This is a genomic window from Streptomyces sp. CC0208, from assembly GCF_003443735.1.
GTDB lineage: Bacteria > Actinomycetota > Actinomycetes > Streptomycetales > Streptomycetaceae > Streptomyces > Streptomyces sviceus.
Genome location: NZ_CP031969.1, coordinates 3,001,057 through 3,025,958, shown reverse-complemented (window position 1 = coordinate 3,025,958; position 24,902 = coordinate 3,001,057). Strand labels below are relative to the sequence as shown.

General features: G+C 70.8%; 24 protein-coding genes and 2 tRNA genes. 13 read left to right on the top strand and 13 right to left on the bottom strand.

Going from position 1 to position 24,902, the window contains the following annotated elements; genetic code table 11:
- Window positions 1-261 precede the first annotated feature (261 nt).
- The 4 genes from D1369_RS13615 to D1369_RS13600 all read left to right on the top strand — a co-directional run bounded on the left by D1369_RS13615 (window position 262) and on the right by D1369_RS13600 (window position 4,000).
- Entirely contained in the window at window positions 262-858 is a 597-nt protein-coding gene (locus D1369_RS13615; RefSeq protein WP_082319456.1) for a M48 family metallopeptidase, read from the top strand.
- A 115-nt stretch (window positions 859-973) separates the two neighbouring features.
- Complete coding sequence (locus D1369_RS13610) at window positions 974-2,563, top strand: TerD family protein (RefSeq protein ID WP_118082462.1); 1,590 nt, start codon at window positions 974-976, stop codon at window positions 2,561-2,563.
- A gap of 4 nt (window positions 2,564-2,567) precedes the next feature.
- Complete coding sequence (locus D1369_RS13605) at window positions 2,568-3,245, top strand: AIM24 family protein (protein ID WP_007384572.1); 678 nt, start codon at window positions 2,568-2,570, stop codon at window positions 3,243-3,245.
- Window positions 3,246-3,262: 17 nt separating this feature from the next.
- A complete protein-coding gene (locus tag D1369_RS13600; protein WP_007384573.1) occupies window positions 3,263-4,000 on the top strand; it encodes an AIM24 family protein in 738 nt (245 codons plus the stop codon).
- Window positions 4,001-4,070: 70 nt separating this feature from the next.
- Here D1369_RS13600 and D1369_RS13595 read toward each other — a convergent pair whose 3' ends face one another.
- Entirely contained in the window at window positions 4,071-4,592 is a 522-nt protein-coding gene (locus D1369_RS13595; protein ID WP_007384574.1) for an NUDIX hydrolase, read from the bottom strand.
- The gene (locus tag D1369_RS13590) at window positions 4,589-6,037 is read right to left on the bottom strand and encodes a zinc-dependent metalloprotease (RefSeq protein WP_007384575.1); all 1,449 of its coding nucleotides are present in this window, start codon (window positions 6,035-6,037) and stop codon (window positions 4,589-4,591) included. The genes D1369_RS13595 and D1369_RS13590 overlap by 4 nt, the downstream gene beginning before the upstream one ends.
- A 192-nt stretch (window positions 6,038-6,229) precedes the next feature.
- On the opposite strand from D1369_RS13590, the gene D1369_RS13585 reads away from it, so the two are divergent.
- The 4 genes from D1369_RS13585 (at window position 6,230) to D1369_RS13575 (ending at window position 9,429) form a co-directional block, all read left to right on the top strand.
- Window positions 6,230-7,345 (top strand): SDR family oxidoreductase, encoded by a 1,116-nt coding sequence (locus D1369_RS13585; protein WP_007384576.1) that lies wholly within the window; start codon window positions 6,230-6,232, stop codon window positions 7,343-7,345.
- Window positions 7,346-7,520: 175 nt separating this feature from the next.
- Complete coding sequence (locus tag D1369_RS13580) at window positions 7,521-7,982, top strand: molybdenum cofactor biosynthesis protein MoaE (RefSeq protein WP_007384577.1); 462 nt, start codon at window positions 7,521-7,523, stop codon at window positions 7,980-7,982.
- A gap of 123 nt (window positions 7,983-8,105) precedes the next feature.
- Window positions 8,106-8,270, top strand: coding sequence for a hypothetical protein (locus tag D1369_RS42890; protein ID WP_162951013.1), 165 nt, complete (start codon window positions 8,106-8,108; stop codon window positions 8,268-8,270).
- Window positions 8,271-8,331: 61 nt separating this feature from the next.
- The gene (locus tag D1369_RS13575; protein ID WP_007384578.1) at window positions 8,332-9,429 is read left to right on the top strand and encodes a PDZ domain-containing protein; all 1,098 of its coding nucleotides are present in this window, start codon (window positions 8,332-8,334) and stop codon (window positions 9,427-9,429) included.
- Window positions 9,430-9,529: 100 nt separating this feature from the next.
- On the opposite strand, the gene D1369_RS13570 is transcribed toward D1369_RS13575, so the two are convergent.
- Window positions 9,530-10,072 (bottom strand): PPA1309 family protein, encoded by a 543-nt coding sequence (locus tag D1369_RS13570; protein ID WP_037903633.1) that lies wholly within the window; start codon window positions 10,070-10,072, stop codon window positions 9,530-9,532.
- 164 nt (window positions 10,073-10,236) lie between these two features.
- Between D1369_RS13570 and D1369_RS13565 the strand changes: the two genes are divergently transcribed.
- From D1369_RS13565 to D1369_RS13550, 4 genes are all read left to right on the top strand, one after another.
- A complete protein-coding gene (locus D1369_RS13565) occupies window positions 10,237-13,197 on the top strand; it encodes a UPF0182 family protein (RefSeq protein ID WP_082319457.1) in 2,961 nt (986 codons plus the stop codon).
- Window positions 13,198-13,252: 55 nt separating this feature from the next.
- Window positions 13,253-13,326: transfer RNA gene (locus D1369_RS13560), tRNA-Met, on the top strand.
- 206 nt (window positions 13,327-13,532) lie between these two features.
- On the top strand, window positions 13,533-15,341 hold the full coding sequence (locus D1369_RS13555) for an SEL1-like repeat protein (protein WP_118082461.1): 1,809 nt from the start codon (window positions 13,533-13,535) through the stop codon (window positions 15,339-15,341).
- 77 nt (window positions 15,342-15,418) lie between these two features.
- Window positions 15,419-15,492 (top strand) — tRNA-Met (locus tag D1369_RS13550).
- Window positions 15,493-15,540: 48 nt separating this feature from the next.
- Here D1369_RS13550 and D1369_RS13545 read toward each other — a convergent pair.
- The 6 genes from D1369_RS13545 to hisN form a co-directional block, all read right to left on the bottom strand.
- Window positions 15,541-16,686 (bottom strand): ABC transporter substrate-binding protein, encoded by a 1,146-nt coding sequence (locus D1369_RS13545; RefSeq protein ID WP_007384583.1) that lies wholly within the window; start codon window positions 16,684-16,686, stop codon window positions 15,541-15,543.
- The gene (locus D1369_RS13540; RefSeq protein ID WP_037901388.1) at window positions 16,683-17,543 is read right to left on the bottom strand and encodes an ABC transporter permease; all 861 of its coding nucleotides are present in this window, start codon (window positions 17,541-17,543) and stop codon (window positions 16,683-16,685) included. Before D1369_RS13540 ends, D1369_RS13545 begins: the two co-directional genes overlap by 4 nt.
- A complete protein-coding gene (locus tag D1369_RS13535) occupies window positions 17,540-18,307 on the bottom strand; it encodes an ABC transporter ATP-binding protein (protein ID WP_007384585.1) in 768 nt (255 codons plus the stop codon). Before D1369_RS13535 ends, D1369_RS13540 begins: the two co-directional genes overlap by 4 nt.
- Window positions 18,308-18,513: 206 nt before the next feature.
- On the bottom strand, window positions 18,514-18,930 hold the full coding sequence (locus D1369_RS13530; RefSeq protein ID WP_007384586.1) for a Fur family transcriptional regulator: 417 nt from the start codon (window positions 18,928-18,930) through the stop codon (window positions 18,514-18,516).
- A 75-nt stretch (window positions 18,931-19,005) separates the two neighbouring features.
- Window positions 19,006-19,416 carry a CBS domain-containing protein gene (locus tag D1369_RS13525; protein ID WP_007384587.1) on the bottom strand — a complete coding sequence of 137 codons (411 nt, stop codon included), beginning with the start codon at window positions 19,414-19,416 and terminating at the stop codon, window positions 19,006-19,008.
- Window positions 19,417-19,567: 151 nt separating this feature from the next.
- The gene (gene hisN / locus D1369_RS13520; RefSeq protein ID WP_007384588.1) at window positions 19,568-20,368 is read right to left on the bottom strand and encodes a histidinol-phosphatase; all 801 of its coding nucleotides are present in this window, start codon (window positions 20,366-20,368) and stop codon (window positions 19,568-19,570) included.
- Window positions 20,369-20,601: 233 nt separating this feature from the next.
- On the opposite strand from hisN, the gene D1369_RS13515 reads away from it, so the two are divergent.
- Entirely contained in the window at window positions 20,602-21,210 is a 609-nt protein-coding gene (locus D1369_RS13515; protein WP_037901389.1) for a TetR/AcrR family transcriptional regulator, read from the top strand.
- Window positions 21,211-21,253: 43 nt separating this feature from the next.
- Here the strand turns inward: D1369_RS13515 and D1369_RS13510 are convergent, their stop codons facing one another.
- The 4 genes from D1369_RS13510 to D1369_RS13495 form a co-directional block, all read right to left on the bottom strand.
- The gene (locus D1369_RS13510; protein WP_007384590.1) at window positions 21,254-21,577 is read right to left on the bottom strand and encodes a multidrug efflux SMR transporter; all 324 of its coding nucleotides are present in this window, start codon (window positions 21,575-21,577) and stop codon (window positions 21,254-21,256) included.
- A gap of 134 nt (window positions 21,578-21,711) precedes the next feature.
- Window positions 21,712-22,722 (bottom strand): ribosome small subunit-dependent GTPase A, encoded by a 1,011-nt coding sequence (rsgA, locus tag D1369_RS13505; protein WP_007384591.1) that lies wholly within the window; start codon window positions 22,720-22,722, stop codon window positions 21,712-21,714.
- A 12-nt stretch (window positions 22,723-22,734) separates the two neighbouring features.
- Window positions 22,735-24,060, bottom strand: coding sequence for a 3-phosphoshikimate 1-carboxyvinyltransferase (gene aroA, locus D1369_RS13500; RefSeq protein WP_007384592.1), 1,326 nt, complete (start codon window positions 24,058-24,060; stop codon window positions 22,735-22,737).
- Between the two features lie 85 nt (window positions 24,061-24,145).
- The gene (locus D1369_RS13495) at window positions 24,146-24,859 is read right to left on the bottom strand and encodes a M50 family metallopeptidase (RefSeq protein ID WP_007384593.1); all 714 of its coding nucleotides are present in this window, start codon (window positions 24,857-24,859) and stop codon (window positions 24,146-24,148) included.
- Window positions 24,860-24,902 lie beyond the last annotated feature (43 nt).

Here is a 24,902-nt window from a genome sequence, read left to right as displayed (position 1 = left end):
TTCCGGTGCGAGCGGAACCACTGCTTGCATGACAGGCCCCCGTAGCCCTCGTAGAACATCCCGTCGGCCGCCGGAGCCCGCCGCGACGGTCGGTCGCGGCTGTGGCGGCGATGCCAGCATGCCCGGCTCCGGGAGGCAGGTGCCGAAAGTTGTCCACAGGTGAGGGCCATTCGTCGTACAAATCGGACGCATGGCGGGCGATCGGAGCCGAACCGTCCCGGAGTCGGGACTTCCCCCGTGTGCAGCGGGTAACGTCAGGGCGTGCCCGCCGACCCACTGCACAGCGCCGGAACGCCACAGCGCAGCACGACGAGCCAGCCGACGAGCGGCTCGGGGGCGAGCGCGATCGAGGTGCGCAGGAGCAGCCGCCGACGGCGGACGGTCTCCGCGTACCGCGAGGGCGATCGCACCATCGTGCTCATCCCTGCCCGGATGTCCGAGGCAGAGGAGCAGCGCTGGGTCAGTGTCATGCTCGACAAGCTGGCCGCCCAGGAGAGCAAACGGGTCCTCGACGACACCGAGCTCTCCGAGCGCGCGCAGCGGCTGTCGGCCCAGTACTTCGACGGCCGGGCGCGGCCCGCCTCGGTCCGCTGGGTCACCAACCAGAACACCCGCTGGGGTTCGTGCACCCCGTCGGAGGGCAGCATCCGGCTCTCGCACCGGCTCCAGGGCATGCCGGAGTACGTCGTCGACTACGTCCTGCTCCATGAGCTCGCGCATCTGCTCGTGCCCGGGCACGGGCCCCGTTTCTGGCGGTTGCTGGAGGCATATCCCCGCACCGAGCGGGCCAAGGGCTATCTCGAAGGCGTGGTCGCCGCGGACCGATTGCCGCATCTCCCCGGCGTCCGCGGAGAGTGACCGATGACCCGAACGGGTTTTTGTACCGGATCTGTACCGACCTGAGCCGGTGTCCGAGTTTGCCGTTAGCCTGTCGCGACGCACTCGCATTCGGGATGGGGGACGGTCGTTACGCATGGCCAGGGAATTCCAACGCGGCCACAAGGCCAAGATCAGTGACCTGACCGCGGGCACGGACCTGTATGTAGGAGTACAGATCTCCGGCCCCGGACTGACCTTCGACATCAGCTGCTTCGGCCTCGACGCCGACGAACGGCTCTCGGACGACCGGTACTTCATTTTCTTCAACCAGCCGAAGTCCCCTGAGGACTCCATCCAGCTCCTGGGCGCGCAGTCGGGTGACACGGAGTCGTTCCGGGTCACGCTCGACCGGATTCCGTCGCAGATCCAGAAGCTGTCGTTCACGGCGACGATCGACGGCGCCGGCCAGATGTCGCAGATCGCCCCCGGCTATCTCCGCATCGTCGCCGGTGGCGAGGAAGTGGCCCGGTACTCGTTCGACGGCAGCGAGTTCTCCACCGAGCGTGCCGTGATGCTGGGCGACCTGTATCTGAAGGACGTCTGGCGGTTCGCCGCGGTCGGTCAGGGGTTCGACGGCGGTCTGGACGCCCTGCTGAAGAACTTCGGTGGCGAGGTCGCCGAGGAGGAGCCCGAGGCCGCGCCCCGGCAGCCCGCCGTCCCGGCCCAGTCCCAGGCGCCGGCCTTCGCACCGCCGCCGCAGGCGCCCGCACCGGCCCCTTCGTTCGGTGCGCCGCCGGCCCCCGCGCCCGCCCCTTCCGTCCACACCGCACCGACGGTCGCCGGGCCCGCCCCGACCGCGCCCGCCGCGCCGACGAGCCCGCAGACGTTCACTCCTCCGGGGCAGACGTTCACGCCGCCCGGCGCACCTCCGGCGGGCCAGTACGCGCCCCCCGGCGCACCCGCGGGTCAGTTCACACCCCCGGGCGCTGTCCCCGGCCAGTTCGCGCCGCCCGGTGCTCCCGGAGCCTTCCCCGGCCAGGCCCAGCCCTTCGGCGGCGGCACCCAGCTCGCCCCCGTGCCGCCCGAGGCCAACGTCCGGGTCGTTCTGACGAAGTACGCGGAAGCCCCCGTCGGCGACCGCTGGACCGAGCAGAACCCGAACCTGGTCCGGGCAACCCTCACCAAGGACGCCCCCATCCTCGCCAAGCAGGGCAGCATGGTCGCCTACCAGGGCGACATCGACTTCGCCCACAAGGGCTCGGGCCTGCTCGGCAAGCTCACCGGGGCGCTCACCGGCCAGGGCATGTCCCTGATGCGCTGCACCGGCAACGGCGAGGTGTTCCTCGCCGACGAGGCCAGCCGGGTCTTCGTCATCCGCCTCCAGGGCGAGCAGATCTACACCAGCGCCCAGGGCGTGCTCGCCTTCGACGAGTCCCTCGAGACCGAGGTCCGCCGCATCGAGGGCGCGGGACTGCCCGGCGGAGGCTTCTTCAGCATGCTCTTCTCCGGCACGGGCGCGGTCGTCGTCAAGACACGAGGCGTGCCCGTCGTCCTGCCCGTCGGCGCGGCCACCTATGTCGACGGCAACGCCGTCATCGCCTGGTCCGCCGGTGCGCAGGCGGTCACCACGACCTCGCTCAGGCTGCGCCGCTCCGGGTACGCCCGGCAGACCACCGAGGCCGTGAACCTCCAGTTCCGCGGCGCCCCCGGCAACTTCGTCGTCGTACAGCCCTTCGAGGTGTGAGGCCATGGACTCCCAGACTCTGAGTGCGCACCGCGCCGCCGCGACCGGCGTCCGCATGAGTGTGCACAGTTCCAAGACGCTCAAGGTCACCATGGTCACCGGGCAGGACCTGATCGCCAAGGCCGGCTCGATGATCGCCTACGACGGCTATGTGCAGTTCGACGGGGCGCCCGCGAGCCTGCGCCGCTCGGCCGAGGAGATGGTTTCCGGTGAGGGCGGCAAGCTGATGCTGGCCCGCGGCGACGGCGATCTCTACCTGGCCGACTACGGCGGGGACATCCTCGTCCTGCACCTGGGCGGCGAGGCGCTGTCCGTGAACGGCGCCACCCTGCTGGCCTGCGACGCCTCGCTGGACCTGGCCATCGAGCCGGTCAAGGGCCTCGCGAAGCTCTCCGGCTCCGGCCTGACCAACCTCGTCATCAAGGGCACCGGCTGGGTCGCCCTGGTCAGCCGGGGCATCCCGATGGCCCTGGACTGCGCCGAACGGGAGACGTACGTCGACCCGGACGCGCTCGTCGCCTGGACGACCGGCCTGGAGATGAAGGCCCGCCGCACCGTCAAGGCGAGCGCCCTCATCGGCCGCGGCAGCGGCGAGGCCTTCCAGATCGGCTTCAAGGGACAGGGCTTCGTCGTCGTCCAGCCGAGCGAGGACACCGGCGACCGATTCAAGATCCGGGGCTGAGGGGAGCACCAGGCACCATGCACAGCACACTCTTCGCACACGTCCCGGTCGAGTCGACCGGGCGCTACACCCTGCAGAACCCGCAGCTTCTGAGGACCGACGTCACCCAGGGCAGCAGCCCGATCCTGGCCCGACAGGGCGCCATGGTGGCCTTCGAGGGCCAGGTCGAGTTCGACAGCCAGTACCGCAACCGCAGCTGGCGCAACGTCGAGCGGATGACCGGCGAGGGCCTCGACCTCATGCGCTGCAAGGGCAACGGCGTCGTCTACCTGGCCAACCTGGCCCAGCACCTGCACATCATGGAGGTCGGCTCCGGCATCACGGTCGACAGTTCCTACGTGCTGGCCTTCGACGGCTCACTCGGCGTCGGTATCGTCGCCGTGGACAGCGCCGTCGAGGTGGCCGCCGCGGGCGCCTACAACCTGGAGCTGTCCGGCGCCGGCCAGGTCGTCCTGATGACCTCCGGCGAGCCGCTGGTCCTCGAGGTGGGACCGGACAAGAACGTCTGCGTCGACTCCGACGCCGTCATCGCCTGGTCCACGTCCCTGCGCACCCAGCTCCAGGCGCCCACCTCCACCTCCGGAGTGTGGCGCCGCAGGGGCACCACCGGCGAGGGCTGGGAGATGCACTTCGGCGGCACGGGCCATGTCCTGGTCCAGCCCAGTGAGCTGCTGCCGCCGCAGGGCATGCGCAACGCCGGGATGCTCGGCCAGTTCGGCATGCGCGGCAACTCCCTCGGGGGCAGCAACAGCTAGCGATGCGTAAGGGGCGCCTGCCATTGCCGGGCGCCCCTTACACATGCGGCCATCGCCGCGACTCATGCGCTCACAGCCTCGCGCGGGTCGCTTCCAGCAGTCGTACGACCGAGCCGTCCGCCACGTCCGCCACCTCGTCGTAGGCGAACCACCGTACGTCGAGCGACTCGTCGCTGACGGTCTCCACGGCGCCGGCCGGGGCGAGCGCCGCGTACTGGACGTCGAAGTGGCAGTGGCACGGCGGCGGGATCGGATGCCGGGCCAGGCGTACCGGGCCGCCCGGCAGCAGCTTCAGGCCCGGGATGCCGGACTCCTCCGTCGCCTCGCGCAGGGCCGCCGCCTCCAGGGAGGTGTCGGCCGGTTCGCAGTGGCCGCCCATCTGGAGCCACATGCCCAGCTTCTTGTGGAGGGTCAGCAGAGCCTGCCCGCGCTCCGGGTCGACGACCAGGGCACTGGCTGTGACGTGGCCCTTCTCGCAGGCCTTCCACACGCCGTCCGGGTGGGCCGCCAGGTGGTCCAGGTAGGCCTGGCGAAGATCCGCCTGGTCCTCGTATCCCTTGAGGACCAGGACGGCGTCGTCATGAAGGCTCACTCGGTGTCGTCCTCGGAGTCGTCCTTCTTCTCGAGGTCGGGCTTCTTGCGGTCGGGGTTCTCCGCGGCCTCGCCGAGCATCTTGTCCAGCTCGGAGAAGTCCAGCTGCTCGCGGTGCACGAAGCCGTCCGGGTCGTCCAGGTCGGACGCGGTCGGCAGCATGTCCGGGTGGGACCACAGGCCGTCACGGCCGTCGACACCGCGCGCGTCGGTGAGCGAGGCCCACAGACGGGAGGCGTCCCGCAGACGGCGCGGGCGCAGCTCCAGACCGATCAGCGTGGCGAAGGTCTGCTCGGCCGGGCCGCCCGAGGCGCGCCGGCGGCGCAGGGTCTCGCGCAGCGCGTCCGCGGACGACAGACGCGGCTTCGCGGCCGCGTGGACCACCGCGTCCACCCAGCCCTCCACAAGGGCCAGCGCGGTCTCCAGCCGGGCCAGGGCCGCCTTCTGCTCCGGGGTGTCCTCCGGCTGGAACATGCCCTGCTGGAGGGCGTCCTGAAGCTGCTCGGGGTTCTGCGGGTCGAACTGGCCGACCACGTCCTCCAGCTTGGCGGTGTCGACCTTGATCCCGCGCGCGTACCCGTCGACCGCGCCGTACAGGTGCGAGCGCAGCCACGGCACGTGTGCGAAGAGGCGCTGGTGGGCGGCCTCGCGCAGGGCGAGGTACAGCCGCACCTCGTCCTTGGGCACCCCCAGGTCCTTGCCGAAGGCGTCGACATTCGCCGGAAGCAGCGCGGCCTTGCCCACCGGGCCCAGCGGCAGGCCGATGTCGGTGGATCCGACGACCTCGCCCGCGAGCACGCCGACGGCCTGCCCGATCTGGGTGCCGAACATGGCGCCGCCCATCGAGCGCATCATGCCGATCAGCGGGCCCGCCATGGCCTGCATCTCCTCCGGCAGGACGTCACCCATGGCGGTGCCGACCCGCTCGGCGACCGGGTCGACGAGCTCCTTCCACGCGGGCAGGGTCGCCTCGACCCACTCCGCGCGGGACCACGCCACGGCGGAGCCCGCACCGGACGGCAGCGATGTCGCGTCGTCGAGCCACAGGTCCGCCAGGCGCACGGCCTCCTCGACCGCGGTGCGTTCGGCGGGACCGACGCTGGCGTCCTTGGTGCCGTCCGAGGTGCCCTGGGAGACCGTCTGGCGGGCGATCTGCTTGGCCATGTCCCAGTTCACCGGGCCGCCCTCGTACGAGAGCATCTGGCCCAGCTGCTGGAAGGCGGCGCCCAGGTCGGTGGGGTTCAGCGATCCGAACATGGCAGCGAGCGGATTGTCGGCACCAGGACCACCGGGGCCGCCAAAGCCTCCGGCTCCGGGCAGACCGCCGAAACCGAACGGGTTGGCCGGTCCCTGACCACCACCGCTCTCCTGGTCCTTCTTCTTGCCCTCGTCGCCGTCGTCCGGCTCCTCCGGCGGAAGGCCGAATCCGAATGGGGTGTCACTCACGGGATTCCTCGGCTGGTAAGGCCACCGGTTGCCTCCGGCGGCGCGGCTGCCCGATAACACCCCCCAGCGTAGACACCGACGGCCGTTCGGGCCTCGGTGCTCCGCCGACTCTCCGCCTGCGGCAGGATGGATGCCACCTGGTACGTACGCGTCACTCGCGTTCCTACTGAAGACAACCGCTGGAGACGCCCGGTGAGTTCCCCTGATCCGCAGGTTCGCGCAGCGCGAAACCAGTCAACCAATCCCGCCGCGCGCGGGCCAGTCGTCGCGGTCACCGGCGCCGCGTCCGGCATCGGAGCGCTGCTCACCGAGCGGCTGGCCGCCTCGGAGGAGATCAAGCAGGTCATCGCGCTCGACGAGCGGCGCGGTGAGTGCGCCGAGGCGCAGTGGCACATCCTGGACGTACGCGATCCGGCCATCGCGGAGAAGCTGCGCGGCGCCGACGTCGTGGTGCATCTCGCGCTCGACCTCGACCTGGAGACAGACCCCGCGGCGCGTACGGCCTACAACGTGCGCGGGACGCAGACCGTGCTGACCGCCGCGGCGGCCGCGGGCGTGCACCGGGTCGTGCTGTGCACCTCGGCGATGGTCTACGGGGCGCTCCCGGACAACGAGCTGCCTCTCTCGGAGGACGCCGAGCTGCGGGCCACCGCGGAGGCGACCGGGGTCGGCGACCTGCTGGAGATCGAGCGACTCGCCCGGCGGGCGCCTCGGGCGCATCCGGGGCTGAACGTCACCGTGGTGCGGCCCGCGGTGCTGGTGGGCGGGGGCACGGACACCGCTCTGACCCGGTACTTCGAGTCGCCGCGGCTGCTGGTCGTGGCCGGGTCCCGGCCCGCCTGGCAGTTCTGCCACGTCGAGGACCTGTGCAGCGCACTGGAGCATGCCGTCCTGGAGAAGGTCGACGGGGAGCTCGCCGTCGGGTGCGACGGATGGCTGGAGCAGGAGGAGATCGAGGAGCTCAGCGGGATCCGCCGGATGGAGCTGCCGTCGGCGGTCGCGCTGGGGGCGGCGGCCCGGCTGCACCGCATCGGTCTGACGCCGTCTCCCGCGGGGGACCTGGCATACACGATGTACCCGTGGGTGGTGAGCGGCAGCCGGCTGCATGACGCCGGGTGGCGGCCGCGGTGGACCAACGAGGAGGTGCTCGCGGTGCTGCTGGAGGAGGTCGCGGGGCGGCACACGGTCGCCGGGCGGCGGCTGGGGCGCAAGGACGCGACGGCGGCGGGCGCGGCCGGGGCGACGGTGGCGCTGCTGGGCGCGGCGGCTGTCGTACGGCGGGCTCGGAAGGCTCGGCGGAGGATCTGAGCGCTTCGTGGAGTGCCGCTTGAAGGCAGTCGGGCGGTGGCGTGTCGGTCGTGGCTGGTCGCGCGGGTCCCCGCGCCCCTCGGCGGGGCACTGTACGAGTCTCCAGTCGTCCACGCGCGTGTGCCTGGTGAAAGTTCTATTCCGGGTTGTCCGAGCCGTGCGGCACGATGGAGTCATGGCGCCTATCAACGATCATCCCGGTGAGCAGACCGCCGATGAGCCGATCAAGCTCATCGGTATCCGCGAGACCCCGCTCTCCCTCGACGAGGTCTTCCGCGCGGTCGGGGACGACGCCGCCGGTGGGACCGCCCTGTTCGTCGGGACCGTCAGGAATCACGACGGCGGCGCCGACGTCGACAAGCTCGGGTACTCGTGCCACCCCAGTGCCGAGGCCGAGATGCGGCGGGTCGCGGAGAAGGTCGTGGCCGAGTTCCCGGTGCGGGCGCTCGCCGCAGTGCACCGGGTGGGGGATCTCGGGGTGGGGGATCTGGCCGTGGTCGTCGCCGTGTCGTGTCCCCATCGGGGCGAGGCCTTCGAGGCCTGCCGGAAGCTGATCGACGATCTCAAGCACGAGGTGCCGATCTGGAAGCACCAGACGTTTTCTGACGGTACGGAGGAATGGGTCGGCGCCTGCTGAACCCTTCCTCCACCTCTCAGGTTGCGTAACCGCACCCCTGCCGTGAGCGTTGTCAGTGCGGATGGATAATCTGCTGATCAGTCAGTTTTCTGCGGTCGCTCAGTGTGAGGTCGGGAGGTCGGCATGGGGGCGCTCGTCTGGTTGTTGATTCCGTTGTTGGCCGCGGTCGTCGCCGGGCTGTGGGGCAGTTGGGCCAACCGGACCCGGAAGGCGCGCAGCGACGGCCCCGAGCTCGACGGGTACGCCCGTTTCCGCGCCGCGATGGAGAAGTCGCACTCCGGCACCTGACGTCCTCGTCATGGCGGCGCCCTGACGAGGGTCCGACAGGAGCGTCCCGTACTGTCGTGCCATGCCACGCCGCACCGCGACGATGCTCGCCTCCACCCTGATGCTGATCGCGCTTCTCTGCGCGGGAGTCTTCATCAAAGTGCCCTACGCCGAGATGTCACCGGGCCCCACGGTGAACACCCTCGGCGACCACGGCGGCGAGCCGGTGCTGCAGATCTCCGGGCGCAAGACATATCCGACGAGCGGTCACCTGAACATGACCACCGTCCGGGTCACCAGCGCCGACTACAAGATGAACCTCGTCGAGGCCGTCTACGGCTGGCTCGCGCACGACAACAAGGTCGTACCCCACGACACCCTCTACCCGGACGGCAAGACCGAGGAGCAATCGACCCAGGAGAACGCCGAGGAGTTCAGCCAGTCCCAGGAGAGCGCCAAGGTCGCCGCCCTGAAGGAACTGCACGTCCCGGTGCGGTCCTGGGTGATCGTCTCGACCGTCGTCAAGGACTCCCCGGCCGAGGGCAAGCTGCACGCGGGGGATGTCGTCAAGGCCGTCGACGGTACGGCCGTGAAGGCGCCGGGCGATGTCGCGAAGCTGGTGACGAAGCACAAGCCGGGCGAGGACGTCGTCTTCACCGTGGTGCCCGCGAAGGAACAGGCCGCCGCCGAGAAGGCGAACCGGCCGGCCACGAAGACCGAGAAGGTCACGATCACGACCAGGGCGTCCGACGACGAGGGCGAGAAGCGCGCCATCGTCGGGATCGCCGCAGGGACCGACCACACCTTCCCCTTCACCGTCGACATCAAGCTCGCCGACGTCGGCGGACCGAGCGCCGGTCTGATGTTCGCGCTCGGCATCTACGACAAGCTCACCCCGGGCAGCCTGACCGGCGGCACGTTCGTCGCCGGCACCGGCACGATCGACGACGAGGGCAAGGTCGGCCCGATCGGCGGTATCGAGATGAAGACGGTCGGCGCGCGCGACAAGGGCGCCCAGTACTTCCTGACGCCCGCCGACAACTGCGCGGCCGCCGCCAAGGACACCCCGGGCGGGCTCACCCTGGTCAAGGTGAAGACCATCGACGACGCCCTCGGCGCCCTCAAGGACATCCGCGAGGGTCGCACCTCCGACCTGCCGAAGTGCACGACCAAGGGCTGACCGGCACGCGCGCGTACGACGACGGGGGCGCCCCTCGCACCGAGGGCGCCCCCGTTGTCGTACCGCAGGATCCGGAGGACCTGGCAGGTCTGGAGAAACCTCAGTCCGCGAAGGTCGCCGACAGGGCCTCCGCCAGGCCGGGCACCAGGTCGCGGCCCGTGAGGACCTCGGTCGGGGAGTCCTTCTCGCGCAGCCGCAGGGCCGAGTCCCGGGTGCCGTCGCGCAGGACCGCGACCGTCATGCGGACCTCCTGACGGTCCGGGTGCTCGGCGACCCACTTCGCCAGCTTGCCCTCGCTCAGCCCCTGCGGGACGGACGCCTCGGCGGACGGCGGCAGCATCAGGCGCTCCACGGTGAGTGCGCAGCCGACGACGGCGTCGGGCCAGGCGATGGTGCCGAGGAACTCGTCGAGCGGCTTGCCCGCGGGAATCTCGTCCTGCTCGATGGGGGTGAAGCCCGAGGGCGCCTGCGCGTCCTGCAGACCGAGCTGGCTCGCGAGAGCGGGTTCCTGGGCCCGCAGCCGGGCGGTGTCTACGAGGGCGAAGAGGCGGGCGGGCTGGTCCCAGCCGAGGCCGGAGGCGTACTCGTCGATCTCGAGTACGGCCCGGGTGAGCGGGCTCGCCGCCATGGGGGTGTTGGACATGGTCACAATCCTGCCTCGTTCGTCACCTGAATCGGGAACCGAGTAAACGGTGAGTAAGTTGCATAGGTGTGGGCCCGCGATCACGGGGGGCCACCCAGGGCCCGCGAACACGAGGGCCTGACGGATCGACAGCGAACTTCGAGGTGCGCACCTTGGCTTTCCAGATGCCGGACCGCGGCGGAGGCCCGACAGGGCCGCGGATGAGAGTGGGCCGCCCGTCCCGGCGGGCCAGGACCCTGCTCATGACGCTGGGCGTCCTTGCCGTTCTCGGCATGGCGTTCACCATGTTCGCGGGCTTCTGGACGGACTGGCTCTGGTACCGCTCGGTGAACTACTCGTCCGTGTTCACCACCACCCTGTGGACCAAGATCGGGCTGTTCTTCGTCTTCGGACTGCTGATGGCCCTCGCGGTCGGCTTCAACATCTGGCTGGCCCACCGACTGCGGCCGCCGCTGAGCGCCATGTCGATGGAGCAGCAGAACCTCGACCGCTACCGGATGAGCATCGCGCCGTACAAGAAGTGGCTGCTGCTCGGGATCGTCTCCCTGGTGGGCCTGATCGCCGGTGCCTCCGCCTCCAGCCAGTGGCGGACCTGGCTGATGTGGGTCAACGGCGTCTCCTTCGGCCAGAAGGACCCGCAGTTCCACCTCGACATCTCCTTCTACACCTTCGACCTGCCCTGGTACCGGTTCCTGCTCGGCTTCGGCTTCGCCGCCGCGATCCTCTCGGTGATCGCCGCCGCGCTCACCCACTACCTGTACGGCGGTCTGCGGGTCACCTCCCCGGGCGCGCGGGCCACGGCCGCCGCGACCGGCCACCTGTCGGTGCTGCTCGGCATCTTCGTCGCCCTGAAGGCGGTCGCGTACTGGCTCGACCGGTACGGCCTCGCGGTCAAGTCCAGCGACTTCAAGGCGACCGACAGCTGGACGGGCCTCAGGTACGTTGACGCGAACGCCTATCTGCCGGCCAAGACGATTTTGTTCTGCATCGCGGTGATCTGCGCGCTGCTGTTCTTCGCCACCCTGTGGCGGCGCACCTGGCAGCTGCCCGTGATCGGCTTCGGCCTGATGGTGCTCTCGGCGATCCTGATCGGCGGGCTCTACCCCGCGATCGTCCAGAAGTTCCAGGTCCAGCCGAACGAGCAGGCCAAGGAAGCGCCGTACGTCGAGAAGAACCTCAAGGCGACGCGTGAGGCGTACGGCATCGACGACGCCTCGGTGAAGGAGTACGACGGCAAGGCCACCACGACGGACCAGACCAAGCTGCGCGACGACGTCGACGCCACGGCGAGCATCCGGGTCGTGGACCCCAACGTCGTCTCGCCGACGTTCCAGCAGCTCCAGCAGATGCGGAACTACTACGCGTTCCCGACCAACCTGGACGTCGATCGCTACAGCAAGGACGGCAAGGATCAGGACACGGTCATCGGGCTGCGCGAGCTGAACCTCGCCGGTATCCCGAAGAACAACTGGATCAACGACCACTTCCGCTACACCCACGGTTACGGCGTGGTCGCCGCGAAGGGCACCGAGGCCGACGCCGAGGGCCGGCCGGTCTTCACCGAGTCCAACCTGCCGTCTCAGGGCGACCTCGGGACGTACCAGCAGCGCGTCTACTACGGCGAGAAGACCACCGAGTACTCGATCGTCGGCGGTCCCCAGAAGGAGATCGACTACTCCGACGACTCCGGCGAGAAGACCTACAGCTACAAGGCCAAGAGCGGGGTCAACCTCTCCAACCCGGTCAACCGGGCCGCGTACGCGGTGGCGTTCAGCGAGCCGCAGATCCTCTACTCCGGAGCGATCGGCGAGGGCTCGCGGATCCTGTACAACCGCACGCCCAAGCAGCGCGTCGAGGCCGTCGCCCCCTGGCTGACCATCGACGGCGACGCCTACCCGGCGGTGGTGAACGGCAAGATCCAGTGGATCGTCGACGCCTACACGACGACCAACGGCTACCCGTACTCCTCGCGCACGACCCTCGGCGACACCACGGCCGACTCGCTGACCGCGACGAACAACCAGCGCGCGGTCGTGGCCCAGCAGAACCAGGTCAACTACATCCGCAACTCGGTGAAGGCGACCGTCGACGCGTACACCGGCCAGGTCAAGCTCTACCAGTGGGACACCAAGGACCCGGTCCTCAAGACCTGGATGAAGGCGTTCCCGGGCACGGTGGAGCCGAGGAAGGACATCTCCACCGACCTGATGGCCCATCTGCGGTACCCGCAGGACCTGTTCAAGGTCCAGCGTGAGCTGCTGGCCCGCTACCACGTCGAGGACGCGGACACCTTCCTCAGCGGCAGCGAGGTGTGGCAGGTGCCGGACGACCCGACCAACAAGTCGGGCGACGCGGTGCCGCCGTACTACCTGAGCATGAAGATGCCCGACCAGTCGGCACAGGCGTTCTCGCTCACGACGACGTTCACGCCCAACGGCCGGGACAACCTCAGCGCCTTCATGTCGGTCGACGCCGAGGCGGGCACCACTGACTACGGCAAGATCAGAATCCTGAAACTGCCGACCAACACCACGGTCAACGGGCCCAAACAGGTGCAGAGCCAGTTCAACTCCGAACAGGACATCGCCGAGACCATCAGCCTCCTCAACAGAGGCGACTCCAATGTGGAGTACGGCAATCTCCTGACGGTGCCGCTCGACGGAGGACTGCTCTATGTGGAGCCGGTCTACGTACGCGGTGGTGGACTCAAGTACCCGCTGCTGCGGAAGGTGTTGGTGACCTACGGAGGCAACACCGCCTTCGAGGACACCCTCGACGAAGCCCTGGACAAGGTGTTCGCAGCGGACGGTTCGACCACTCGGCCACCGGACGACGGCGGCGACACGACCAAGCCGCCGCCGACCTCCACCAACCCGACGGTCCAACAGGCGCTGGACGACGCCCAGAAGGCCTTCGACGCCGGTCAGGAAGCCCTGAAGAAGGGTGACTGGGAGGCGTACGGCCGGGCCCAGGAGGATCTGAAGGACGCGCTCAGGCGTGCCGAGGACGCGCAGGCCACGGCGGACAAGGGCAGCAGCAGCGCGAAGCCCAGTGCCAGTCCCAGCCCCCGGAGCAGTCCCAGCGGTAGTCCGAGCAGCAGTCCGAGCAGCAGTCCCAGCGGCTGACCGGCCGCTGGGCAAAAGCCCACCCCCGCGCCGTGGTACGGTTGCAACACAACGGCGCGGGGTGGAGCAGCTCGGTAGCTCGCTGGGCTCATAACCCAGAGGTCGCAGGTTCAAATCCTGTCCCCGCTACTGGAATCGAAGGCCCGGATCCTGAAAAGGATCCGGGCCTTCGTGATGTGCGAACGCATGTGCCGAGAATCCGACGGCCCTGCCGCCGGGGGCAGTTGGCGGGAACTGTGTTTCACTTGTCGTTCTGTGGGCATGTCGACAAAACGCTGAAGTGACCTCACTGGCTGCGGTATACCAGGTGTACCCAGGTTGCAGGTGGTGCGACGATGGACGTTATGGGGGACAAGGCAACTCTGTTCGAGACAGGGCGTTTTGTGCAACCTTCCGGGCGGGACGGGGTCGGGGAGGCGGCTGACGACGCCGCCGAGGAGGTCCGGCAGCGCCTGGCCGCCGAAGCCGGTGACGTCGAGGCGATGAGTGTCCTCGGCGCCCTCCTGCTGCGCCGCGGCGACCTCGACGGAGCCGAGCCCCATCTGCGTGCCGCCACCGCCGCCGGCGACCGGGCCGCCGCCAACAACCTGGGTGTCCTGCTGCACCAGCGCGGATACGCCGACGACGCCGCCGGCTGGTGGCGGATCGCCGCCGTCGCCGGGTCCGCCGCGGCCGCGCACGCGCTGGGGCGCCACCATCGTGAGCGGGGCGACGAGCCCGCCGCCGAGTACTGGCTGCGCCAGTCCGCCGAGCAGGGACACGCGCTGGGCGCCTACGCGCTCGCCGACCTGCTGGAGCACCGCCAGGACGCGGGCGCCGAGCAGTGGATGCGGATCGCCGCCGAGCGAGGACACCGGGAGGCGGCCTACCGACTGGCCCGCGCGCTCGACCGCCGACTGGGTCCCGAGGGGGACGTCGGGGACGACCACGGCGCCGGGGCCGAGGCCGAGCTGTGGTACCGGCAGGCCGCCGCGCGCGGGCACCGGCGGGCCGCGCTGCATCTCGGGGCGATCCTGGAGCGGCGCGGTGCGCTCAAGGAGGCCGGGCGCTGGTACCTGACGTCCGCCAAGGACGGCGAGGCGCGGGCCGCCTGCGCGCTCGGGTTCCTGCTGCGGGACGCGGGCGACACCGAGAGCGCCGCCGTGTGGTGGCTGCGCGCCGCCCAGGACGGCGACGGCAACGCGGCCAACGCGCTGGGCGCCCTGCACGCCGAGCGCGGCGAGCCGCAGACCGCCGAGCGGTGGTACCGGGCCGCGATGGACGCAGGCGACGACAACGGCGCGTACAACCTCGGGCTGCTCTGCGCCGAGCAGGGGCGCACCGCGCAGGCCGAACAGTGGTACCGGCGGGCCGCGTACGCGGGACACCGCGAGGCGGCCAACGCGCTCGCCATCCTGCTGCTGCAGGGCGGGGACACGGCCGGGGCCGAGCCCTGGTTCTCCAAGGCCGCGGAGGCCGGGAGCGTGGACGCCGCGTTCAACCTCGGCATCCTGTTCGCCGGACGCGGCGAGGAGGCCGTCGCCCTGCGCTGGTACGAGCGGGCCGCCGCCGCCGGGCACACCGAGGCCGCGCTCCAGGTGGGCATCGCCCGGCTGCGGGAGGGGGACGAGGCCGGCGCCGAGCGGCACCTGCGGTGTGCCGCGGGAGGGGGCAGCGCGGAGGCCGCGTACCGGCTCGCGACCGTGCTGGACGCGCGGCGGCCGCCGGCGCCCGAGCACTCGCTCGGGGAGCCGGTGCACGAGGAGAAGAGCGAGTGCGAGGAGTGGTACGAGCGGGCGGCCTCCCAGGGGCACCGCCGCGCGCAGGTACGGGTGGGCATGCTCGCCGCCGCCCGGGGTGACGTCGTGGAGGCGGCCCGGTGGTACCGGGAGGCCGCCGAGGCGGGATCCCGAAACGGGGCGTTCAACCTGGGACTGCTGCTCGCCCGGGAGGGGAGCGAGCCGGAGGCCGCCGTGTGGTGGGCCCGGGCCGCCGACGCGGGGCACGGGCGGGCGGCGTTGCGGTTGGCCCTCGTCTACGCGCGTCGGGGAGAGCTGGCCGAGGGACAGCGCTGGGCCGACCGGGCGGTGGCCCTCGGACCTGCGGAGGTCTCCGAGCGGGCGGCTCGGCTGCGGGACGCGTTGCGCGAGGAGCTGTCGGCGTAGTGAGCGCGGTGCGGGGCCGCCCTCGAACAAGCGATTTGCCTCTGGCCTCCCCCTTCACGTAACGTTGCATTCAACGACGCGGGGTGGAGCAGCTCGGTAGCTCGCTGGGCTCATAACCCAGAGGTCGCAGGTTCAAATCCTGTCCCCGCTACTGAAGGCCGAGGGCCGGAATCCGAAAGGGTTCCGGCCCTCGGTGTTTTCAGGGGCGGTGGCCCACCGCCTCCTCGTACAGGGCCCTGTCCACCGTCTTCGACTCCGGCAGGGCCTCGCCCTCCACCACGCCCTGCGCCCTGTACGCCGCCTGCAGGCGATCCGTCGTGCCCGCCCGGATCTCCCAGTCCATGCGCAGGGACGGGGTGGACCTGAGAACCGCCTCGTCGGTCTTCAGGAGTTTCGCCAGGTAGGTGACGAAGGTCGCATCCGTCTTGTAGTCGGCCGCGAAGTACGTGTTCACCGTGCGGATGTACGCCCGCAGCAGGGCGACCCCCGCGTCCACGTCGTCGTTCAGCAGGCCCGGGCCGTACAGCATGCCGCCCAGGGGCTCGCCGAGCGGCTGGCCGCCCAGGAAGGCGTAGCCGGGCTTGCCGTCGACCGTGCGCCAGACCGGGTCCAGGAGCCAGGCTGAGTCGACGCCGCCGTTCTGGAGGGCCGTGAGGACGTCGGCCGAACCGAGCTGCTGGTACCGGATCTCGTCGAGGCCGCCGCCGTGTCTGCCGAGGGCCTTCTCCATGGGGTACGCGATCACCGAGCCCTTCCCGATCATCGTGCCCATCCTGCGGCCGGCCATCTTCACCCGGTCGCCGCTCTCGCCGTCCTTCAGCCGGACCCACAGGCCGCTCTTCGACTTCGGGTCGGGGGAGAAGTTGGCCGCGACCCAGCGGATGTCGAAACCGCCCCGGACGCCGTTCATGACCGCCGCCTCGGGAGCCGCCCACAACGCGTCGATGTCGCCCTTGGCGAGGAGGGGCAGGGAGTCGGGGGTCGGTAGCACCTTCAGCGTGACGTCCAGCCCCTCCTTCCTGAACTCACCCTTGTCCAGGGCGACTTGGAGCGGTGCCACGTACTCCGCGCTCAGCGTGCCCGTCGCGATCGTCAGCTTGCGGGGCTTCGCCAGGGGGTGGGGTGCGGGAGCGCCGGAATCGCAGCGGGCCGGGGCGCGGGTCGGGGAGAGGTCGGCGGGGTCCGTCCGGGCGCCGGTGCCGCAGCCCGCCACCGGGCGGACGGTCCGTGTCCCGCCCCCGCCCGCCTTGGACTCCGGGCTCGCGGCATCGTGTGACGCCGTGCAGGCTGTCGACGTCAACAGGGCGACTGCGGTGAGCACCGCGCCGTAGAAGCGTGTTTTCACGACTGGCCCCTTCCGCGGTCCCTCGGTGCCCACGGGGTGAGCAGGCGGCCCAGGACGCGGACCAGTTCGGAGAAGAGGACTCCGAGGACCGCCACGCAGACGATGCCGACGAACATCACGTCGTTCTGGAAGAGGGCGCGCGAGTCGAAGATCAGGTGGCCCAGGCCGTCGGTCGCGGCGATCTGTTCCGAGGCGACGATCACCAGGACCGCCACGCCCGCCGCGATCCGGGCGCCGACCAGGACGGACGGGAGGGAGGCGGGCAGCAGGACGTGGCGGAACATCTGCCAGGGGGAGGCGCCGAAGACCTGGCCCGCGTCGCGGTGGCCGGAGGGGATGGAGATCACCGCCGACATGGTCGAGATCCACACGAAGAAGAAGACCGTCGTGGCCACCAGGGCGATCTGCGGGCCCTCGCCCAGGCCGAACATGTTCAGGAAGACGGGGAGGAGGGCCAGTTTCGGGACGACGTACAGGGCGTCCAGGAGAGGTTCCAGGGCCGCTCGCACCAGGGACAGGGAACCCATCAGGAGGCCCAGGGCGTAGCCCGTCGCGGTGCCGAGCGCGTAGCCGGCCAGGACGCGCTTCAGGGTCGCCCACACGTCCGGCCACAGCTCGCCGGCCGCCGCGCGGTCCCAGCCGTCGGCGAGGATGGTGGAGGGCGCGGGGTAGACCCGGTCGTCCAGCCAGGCCTGAGCGGCGGCCAGTTGCCACAGGAGGACAAGGAGCAGGGGGACGGCTGTCGACAGGGACAGTTCCAGGGCTCGTCTGCGCCGGTGGGCGCGTACCGGATGCAGTTCTTCCGGGCCCGGGCGGCGGACGAGTAAGGAGACCTTCTCGGGAGCCACGGTCGTCATGCCGGTATCGCCTCCTTGCGCAGCAGGTCCCACAACTCGCTCTTCAGGGAAGTGAATTCGGGGGCCGAGCGGATGTCGCCGGTGCGCGGGCGGGGGAACGGCGGGCGGTGTTCGGCGATCAGGCGGCCGGGGCGGGCGGACATCACCAGGACGCGGTCGCCGAGGACGATCGCCTCCTCCAGGCTGTGCGTGATGAAGAGGGTGGTGGTGCGCAGGGTCTGCGTGATCTCCAGCAGCTCGTCCTGGAGGATCATGCGGAGTTGGGCGTCCAGGGCGGCGAACGGCTCGTCCATCAGGAGGAGTTCGGGCTCCACGGCCAGTGCGCGTGCGATCGCCACGCGCTGGCGCATGCCTCCCGAGAGGGTCGCCGGGTACGCGTCGGCGAAGTCCGCGAGGCCCATGCGGGCCAGCCACTCGTCGGCCCGGGCATTCGCCTCGCGGCGCGGGACACGCTGGATGTCCAGGCCGAAGCGGACGTTGGCGCGGACGGACTTCCAGTCGTAGATGCCGTAGTCCTGGAAGATCATGGCCGCCGGGCGGGGTGTGGAGGTGCGGATTTCCAGGGTCCCCGCGCTCGGGCGGAGCAGGCCCGCGGCGATGCGCAGCAGCGTCGACTTGCCGCAGCCCGAGGGGCCGACCAGGCAGACGAACTCGCCAGGGGCGAGGCTGAGGTCGAGGGGGCCGAGAGCGTCGACGGAGCGAGGCGGGCGGCCGAAGGTGCGGGTCAGGGCGGTGGCGTGGAGTTTGGGGTGCGGATCTCCCACGGTTGCTCCTTGCGGAGTTCGGTACGGAGAGGGGTGGCCGCACGACGATATGACGGCCCGTCAGATTCAGGAAGGGTATGGACCGCGCGAATGGACCGCGCGAAGGGACCGCGCGAAGGGGCCGCGGGAATGGACCGCGGGAATGGCTGTGGGCAGCACGAAGCCCCGGGCGTCCGCGAAGGATGCCGGGGCTTCGGTGAAGGCCGTTACGCCGCCGCGCAGTTCGGGCACACGCCCCGGTACGTCACCTCGACGCCCGAGACGGTGAAGCCGAAGCGCTCCGAGTCGGGGAGCTCGGTCAGCGGGTCGCCCGTGGGGTGCACGTCCCGGATGGCGCCGCACTGGGCGCAGACCAGGTGGTGGTGCGGCCGGTGGGCGTTCGGGTCGTACCTCTTGGCGCGCTTGTCGGTGGCGACTTCGAGGACCTCGCCGAGAGAGACCAGCTCGCCCAGCGTGTTGTAGACGGTCGCCCGGGAGATCTCGGGCAGCTTGGCCACGGCGCGTGCGTGGACCTCGTCGGCCGTCAGGTGGACGTGTTCGCCGTCGAGGACCTCGGCCACGACGCGCCGCTGTGCGGTCATCCGCCATCCGCGGCCGCGCAGTCGTTCCAAAAGGTCGCTCATGCGCACCAGCGTAACAGCTGGAGACCAGAATCCGAACGGGTGTGAGTTTGGAGGGCTACTCGATTTGGATTAAGTCTAATGTGATGAACCGGTGGTGGCCGGCACGCGCTGCGGCGCCGGTGCCCAGCAGCGGATGATGTCGCGGACCGAGACGATGCCCGTGGGCTCGCCGTGGTCCAGCACGATGAGATGCCGGAAGCCGCCGTGGGCCATCGCCTGCGCGGCCTCCTCCAGGGTCCAGGTCGGGGTGGCGAAGACGACGTCGGTGGTGGTGTGGGCGTGGGCGTGCTCCGTGTCCGGGTTCTGGCCCAGCCCCACGGAGTTCAGGATGTCGCGCTCGGTCAGAATGCCGATGCCGGTGCCGTCAGGGTCGAGGACCACGGCCGCGCCCACCCGGCGGGCGGACATCAGGGCGGCGGCCTGGCGGAGCGTGTGGGCGGGGCCGATGGTGAGGACCACCGTGCTCATGGCGTCGCGGACGAGCATGGGTTCGCAGTCACCTCCTGGGGAACCAATGAGTTCGTTCATTGGTTCACAAGTTCACAAATGAGGGTCCCCTCAGAGTCGCAGGTAAAGCGAGGGTCAACAAGGGGGCGCGCACAGCCGATTGAGGGCGTGCGCGCTCATCTGTGAGCTGCTAGTAGCGCTCGTTGAGATAGCCCAGGAACTCGTCGTGGAGCAGGCCGTTGGACGCGGCGGCGTTGCCGCTGTGCGGGCCGGGGCGGCCGTCGAGCCCGGTGAAGGTGCCGCCGGCCTCCGTGACGACGATCGCGTTCGCGGCCATGTCCCAGAGGGAGAGTTCCGGTTCCGCGCACAGGTCGATCGAGCCCTCGGCGACCATCATGTACGGCCAGAAGTCGCCGTACGCGCGCGTGCGCCACACCTCGCGGGTCAGGTCCAGGAAGCCGCCCAGGCGGCCCTGGTCCTCCCAGCCGGTGAGGGAGGAGTAGGCGAAGGAGGCGTCCGAGAGCTTGCCGACCTGGGAGACGTGGAGGCGGGACGCGGAGGTGAGGCTGCGGCCGCTGAAGGCGCCGTGGCCCTTCGCGGCCCACCAGCGGCGGCCGAGGGCGGGGGCGGAGACCACGCCGACGACGGGCTGGTAGCCGCCCTCCGCCGCCTCCATCAGGGAGATCAGGGTGGCCCAGACGGGAACCCCCCGGACGTAGTTCTTGGTGCCGTCGATGGGGTCGATGACCCAGCGGCGTGGGCCGGTGCCCTCGACGCCGTACTCCTCGCCGAGGATGGCGTCGCGGGGGCGGGCGCGCTTGAGGTGGTTGCGGATGAGTTCCTCCGCCGCCTTGTCCGCCTCGCTGACGGGGGTCATGTCCGGCTTTGTCTCGACCTTGAGGTCCAGTGCCTTGAAGCGGTCCATGGTGGTCGCGTCGGCCGCGTCCGCGAGGACGTGGGCGAGGCGGAGGTCGTCGAGGTAGTCCGGCATGGTCCGAACGGTATCTGCCGCTGTCGGCAGGGGGCCAGCGGGGCGGGGGCGCGGACCCGTGGGTGAGGTCCGTGTGAGGTCCGTGGGTGGGGTCCGAGTCGACGGACCGGGGTTTCGCCGGCCCGTGGCGGTCGGACGCCGCCGCGCGCGCCTCTTCGTGCCCGCGTGACCCCTTGACAGTGCTTCCCCGCGCGTCAAATCTGGGCGCAGGGCTGCTTGCTCCCTGGGAGGCGATGATGCCTGCTGCGCGGGAATCGCTGCTGGATGCCGCTTATGCGGCGTTGGCGCGTCGGCCGTGGTCCGCCGTGCGGATGGTGGATGTCGCGGTGACGGCCGGAGTGTCCCGGCAGACGCTGTACAACGAGTTCGGGAGCAAGGAAGGGCTGGCCCGCGCGCTGGTGAGACGAGAGGCCGACGGGTATCTCGTCGGCGTCGACCGGGCGCTCACCTCGCACGGCGACGCCCGGGAGCGGCTGACCGCGACCGCCGAGTGGACCACCGCCTCCGCCCGGGAGAACGCGCTGGTACGGGCCATGCTCACCGGCTGCTGGAGCGAGCGGCTGCCCTCGCCGACGCTCTCGGCGGTGCCGTCCTCCTCCGCCGTGCCTGCCCAGCGCCGGGCCGACGGAGCGCTGCCGTCACCGGGCGACTTCGTGGCACTGGTGCGCGACCGTGCCGTCTCGGTCCTCGCCGGCCCCGGCGTCCACAAGTCGGACATCCCCGACCTCGCCCGCTCCTGCGAACTCGCCGTCCGGCTCGCCCTGTCCTGCGTGGCGGCCCCGCCGGGTGAGGGCGGGGTCGCGGACCTGGTGCGCAGCGCGCTGCACCGGCAGCCGGTGTGACCGGTGGCTCCGGCGTGACCGGTGGCTCCGGCGTGACCGGTGCCTAGTGCTGCGAGCCCGAGAGCTGGAGTCCGATCACTCCGATGATCACCAGGCTGATCGAGACGATCTTCAGCGTGGACACCAGGTCGTCGAGGAAGATCATCCCGTAGATCGCGGTGCCCGCCGCGCCGATGCCGGTCCACACCGCGTACGCGGGGCCGACGTCCAGCTTCTTCAGGGACAGCGTCAGCAGGCCGAAGCTGCCGAGCGCGAAGATGCAGAAGGCCACGGTCGGCCACAGCCGGGTGAAACCGTGGGAGAGCTTCAGGCACACGGCGAAACCGGTCTCCAGCAACCCGGCCACCACCACCAGCAGCCACGCCATGTGCTGTCCTCCCGTATGTCCGGCCGCATGCCCGGCTCGGTGCGATTATGCACTTACCGAACTCGCGTACAGCCAAACAACGCGGAGCTCAGTCCCCTCCGGCGCCCTCCCTCAGTCCCCTCGGGCGCCCTCCCTCAGTCGCCCTCCGTCCGCTCCCGCGTCGACAGCAGCCGGCGCAGGGAGTACAGGCGGGCCGGATCGGCGTGGCCCTCGGCCACCCACGCGTCCAGCGCGCAGTCCGGCTCGTCGTGGCTGCACGCGCGCGGACAGTTCTCGGTCCCGGGTTCCAGGTCGGGGAACGCGTGGATCACCCGGGACGGATCCACGTGGTGCAGCCCGAACGACCGTAGGCCCGGGGTGTCGATCACCCAGCCGTCGTCGCCCGCCAGAGGCAGCGCCAGCGCCGACGTCGTGGTGTGCCGGCCGCGGCCGGTCACCGCGTTGACATGGCCGGTCAGGCGCCTGCGGTCCTCCGGGACGAGCGCGTTCACCAGGGTCGTCTTGCCGACGCCCGAGTGCCCGACGAAGGCCGTGATCTTGCCGTCGAGCTGCTCGCGCACCCGGTCCACCGCGGCGCCGCTCTCCAGTTCCTCGCGACTGGTGACGACGTAGGGGATGTCCAGGTCGCCGTAGAGCTCCAGGAGTTTGTCCGGCGGGGCGAGGTCCGACTTGGTCATGACCAGGAGCGGGGTGAGCCCGCCGTCGAAGGCCGCCACCAGGCAGCGGTCGATGAGGCGGGGGCGAGGCTCCGGATCGGCGAGGGCCGTGACGATGGCGAGCTGGTCGGCGTTGGCGACGACCACCCGCTCGTAGGGATCGTCGTCGTCGGCCGTGCGGCGCAGGACCGACGTGCGCTCCTCGATGCGGACGATCCGCGCGAGGGTGTCCTTCTGGCCGGACAGGTCGCCGACGAGGGCCACCCGGTCGCCGACGATCGCCGCCTTGCGGCCCAGTTCGCGGGCCTTCATCGCCATGACGATCCGGTCGTCGACCAGGACCGTCAGCCGGCCCCGGTCGACGGTGAGGACCATGCCCCAGGACGCGTCCTCGTGCTTGGGCCGGATATGGGTGCGCGGCCGGTTGCCCTTGCGGTTGGGGCGGCTGCGGATGTCGTCCTCGTCGGTGTGCTTGCCGTAGCGGCGCATGGCGTGTGTCCCCTACGCCTTCTCGCTCCCGAGCATCCCGCTCCACATGTCGGGGAAGTCCGGCAGCGTCTTGGCCGTCGTGGCGACGTTCTCGATCTGCACGCCCTCGACCGCGAGGCCGATGACCGCGCCGGCCGTGGCCATGCGGTGGTCCTCGTAGGTGTGGAAGATCCCGCCGTGCAACCGGCGCGGGCGGATGTGCAGGCCGTCGGCCGTCTCGGTGACGTCACCGCCGAGTTCGTTGATCTCCTTGGTGAGCGCGGCCAGCCGGTCCGTCTCGTGCAGGCGCAGATGGGACACCCCGCGCAGGGTGGAGGGGGAGTCCGCGAGGGCCGCCACGGCCGCGATGCCGGGGGTCAGCTCGCCGACCTCGCCGAGGTCGGCGTCGATGCCGTGGATCGCACCCGAACCGGTGAACACCAGGCCGTACTCGGTGAGTTCGCAGGAACCGCCCATCTCGGTGAAGATCTTGCGCAGCCGGTCACCGGGCTGGGTGGTGCGGGCCGGCCAGTCCGGGATGACGACCTTGCCGCCGGTCACCAGGGCGGCCGCCAGGAACGGCTGGGCGTTGGACAGGTCGGGTTCGACGGTGAGGTCCCGGCCCAGCAGGGCGCCCGGCGTGACCCGCCAGACGTTCGGCTCGCCGCCCGACTCCGGGGTGTCCACCTGGGCGCCCACCGCGCGCAGCATGTCCACGGTCATCCGGATGTGCGGCATCGAGGGCAGCGCCGAGCCCGTGTGCCGGACCTCGACGCCCTGGTTGAAGCGCGGGCCGGACAGCAGGAGCGCCGACACGAACTGGGACGACGAGGACGCGTCGATCTCGACCGGTCCGCCGTCCAGGGCGCCGCCGCCGTGCACGGTGAGCGGCAGCGCGCCGCGGCCGTCGTCGTCGATCCGCGCCCCGAGGGCGCGCAGGGCGTCGATCACACCGGTCAGGGGGCGCTCGTACGACCTCGGGTCGCCGTCGAAGTGGATCGGGCCGTCCGCCAGCGCGGCGACGGGCGGGAGGAAGCGCATGACGGTGCCCGCGTTGCCGACGTCCACCGTGGCGGGGCCGCGGAGGCCTGCCGGCAGGACCCGCCAGGTCTCACCGGTGCCGTCGGGACCGACTCCCTCTTCGATGCCCACGCCCATCTCGCGAAGGGCCGCCGCCATGAGGAGGGTGTCGCGGGAACGCAGGGGGCGGCGCAGCCAGCCCGGCTCGCTGGCAAGGGCGGCCAGGACGAGAGCCCGGTTCGTGACCGACTTCGACCCCGGTACGTGGACCGTCGCGTCGACGGCTGCGCTCGCGTGGGGGGCGGGCCAGAGGGCGGTGTCTGAGGGGTTCGAAGCCATGGGGCCACTTTAGTAGGGGGTCGTGCTCCCGGTGCGGTGCCGTCGGGCCGGGAGCACGCCTGGGACGGGCGTCCTCGGGACCGTGTCACACCTGCAGCAACCACCTGCCGCCGCCTATCAGTGAGCACACACTCACCGCGTGGAACAGGAACAGCCACAGTCCCGCGGGTACGTGCGTCAGGCGGGACAACTGGTCCGCGTCCGAGTCACCCGCCCCGCCCCGCGCCCTCTTCGCCTGTAGCTCGAAAGCGGGACGCACCCCGCCAAGGAGCAGGAACCACACCGCCGCGTACGCGAACGCCGCCTGCACCTGGGGCCCGGCGAGCCAGGACACCACCACGAACGTGCCGCCGGTGACCAGCACCGTCAGCGCCCCGTACGCGTTGCGGATCATCACCAGCATCGCCACCAGCAGGGCCGTCGCCGCCCACAGCAGCAGGGTGATGCGGCCGGCGGCGAGCAGGGCGGCGCCGCCGAGACCGAGCAGCGGGGGAGCGGTGTAGCCGGCCGCGGCGGTGAGGATCATGCCGATGCCGTGCGGCTTGCCCCGGCTGACGGTGAGGCCGCTGGTGTCGGAGTGCAGCCGTATGCCGGTGAGCTGACGTCCGGTCAACAGGGCGACCAGACCGTGGCCGCCCTCGTGGGCGATGGTGATGGCGTTGCGCGAGAGCCGCCACAGCGTATGGGGGACCACTACGGCGAGCGCCGCCGCCATGGTGCCCAACACCACCCACAGGTCGGGGTCGGGCTGGAGGCCGGTGAGCTCGTCCCAGAGTGAGGTCGCTGTGCTGGTGTCCATGTTTCCCGGTGGCTCCCTCTCCTCGTACGGAGTCTGGCAGTGT

What these genes read in the sequence shown, in the direction of transcription:
- D1369_RS13580 (WP_007384577.1), top strand. Translation starts at nt 7,521, where the DNA reads ATGGCGCCTATCAACGATCATCCCGGTGAGCAGACCGCCGATGAGCCG.
- D1369_RS13610 (WP_118082462.1), top strand. Translation starts at nt 974, where the DNA reads ATGGCCAGGGAATTCCAACGCGGCCACAAGGCCAAGATCAGTGACCTG.
- aroA (WP_007384592.1), bottom strand. Translation starts at nt 24,060, where the DNA reads ATGGCTTCGAACCCCTCAGACACCGCCCTCTGGCCCGCCCCCCACGCG.
- D1369_RS13525 (WP_007384587.1), bottom strand. Translation starts at nt 19,416, where the DNA reads ATGCTCGTCCGCGACGCCATGAGCACGGTGGTCCTCACCATCGGCCCC.
- D1369_RS13495 (WP_007384593.1), bottom strand. Translation starts at nt 24,859, where the DNA reads ATGGACACCAGCACAGCGACCTCACTCTGGGACGAGCTCACCGGCCTC.
- D1369_RS42890 (WP_162951013.1), top strand. Translation starts at nt 8,106, where the DNA reads ATGGGGGCGCTCGTCTGGTTGTTGATTCCGTTGTTGGCCGCGGTCGTC.
- D1369_RS13555 (WP_118082461.1), top strand. Translation starts at nt 13,533, where the DNA reads ATGGACGTTATGGGGGACAAGGCAACTCTGTTCGAGACAGGGCGTTTT.
- rsgA (WP_007384591.1), bottom strand. Translation starts at nt 22,722, where the DNA reads ATGCGCCGCTACGGCAAGCACACCGACGAGGACGACATCCGCAGCCGC.
- D1369_RS13605 (WP_007384572.1), top strand. Translation starts at nt 2,568, where the DNA reads ATGGACTCCCAGACTCTGAGTGCGCACCGCGCCGCCGCGACCGGCGTC.
- D1369_RS13565 (WP_082319457.1), top strand. Translation starts at nt 10,237, where the DNA reads ATGCCGGACCGCGGCGGAGGCCCGACAGGGCCGCGGATGAGAGTGGGC.
- D1369_RS13515 (WP_037901389.1), top strand. Translation starts at nt 20,602, where the DNA reads ATGATGCCTGCTGCGCGGGAATCGCTGCTGGATGCCGCTTATGCGGCG.
- D1369_RS13575 (WP_007384578.1), top strand. Translation starts at nt 8,332, where the DNA reads ATGCCACGCCGCACCGCGACGATGCTCGCCTCCACCCTGATGCTGATC.
- D1369_RS13510 (WP_007384590.1), bottom strand. Translation starts at nt 21,577, where the DNA reads ATGGCGTGGCTGCTGGTGGTGGTGGCCGGGTTGCTGGAGACCGGTTTC.
- D1369_RS13530 (WP_007384586.1), bottom strand. Translation starts at nt 18,930, where the DNA reads ATGAGCGACCTTTTGGAACGACTGCGCGGCCGCGGATGGCGGATGACC.
- hisN (WP_007384588.1), bottom strand. Translation starts at nt 20,368, where the DNA reads ATGCCGGACTACCTCGACGACCTCCGCCTCGCCCACGTCCTCGCGGAC.
- D1369_RS13600 (WP_007384573.1), top strand. Translation starts at nt 3,263, where the DNA reads ATGCACAGCACACTCTTCGCACACGTCCCGGTCGAGTCGACCGGGCGC.
- D1369_RS13570 (WP_037903633.1), bottom strand. Translation starts at nt 10,072, where the DNA reads ATGTCCAACACCCCCATGGCGGCGAGCCCGCTCACCCGGGCCGTACTC.
- D1369_RS13540 (WP_037901388.1), bottom strand. Translation starts at nt 17,543, where the DNA reads ATGACGACCGTGGCTCCCGAGAAGGTCTCCTTACTCGTCCGCCGCCCG.